The sequence below is a fragment of the Vibrio sp. 10N.286.48.F5 genome (assembly GCF_041469785.1).
Lineage (GTDB): Bacteria > Pseudomonadota > Gammaproteobacteria > Enterobacterales > Vibrionaceae > Vibrio > Vibrio crassostreae_C.
The window spans coordinates 2,793-3,044 of record NZ_JBFRLG010000063.1 but is presented as its reverse complement, the minus strand read 5'-3'; the positions used below and the strand labels follow the sequence as shown (position 1 = coordinate 3,044).

Here is a 252-nt window from a genome sequence, read left to right as displayed (position 1 = left end):
TCCACTATCAAGGTGACAATCAACGGTACTAACGACACCGCTACTGTCAGCAGTGCGACCGTCGCTATCGATGAAACTGACAAAGCGGTAACGACATCAGGAGCTCTCACCAGTACCGACGTGGATAATCCAGATAACGCATTCACACCGGATTCGATTACTGGCACCAACGGCAACCTCACCATTGGTGCTAATGGCCAATGGACATTCACCGCCAACAGTGCGTTTAATCAATTGAACGTCGGCGATAAA

1 protein-coding gene is annotated in these 252 nt (G+C 49.6%); it reads left to right on the top strand.

The window, feature by feature from the left end:
- Window positions 1-252: VCBS domain-containing protein (locus AB4185_RS21705; RefSeq protein WP_372135925.1), on the top strand; the 252-nt coding region annotated here is incomplete at both ends.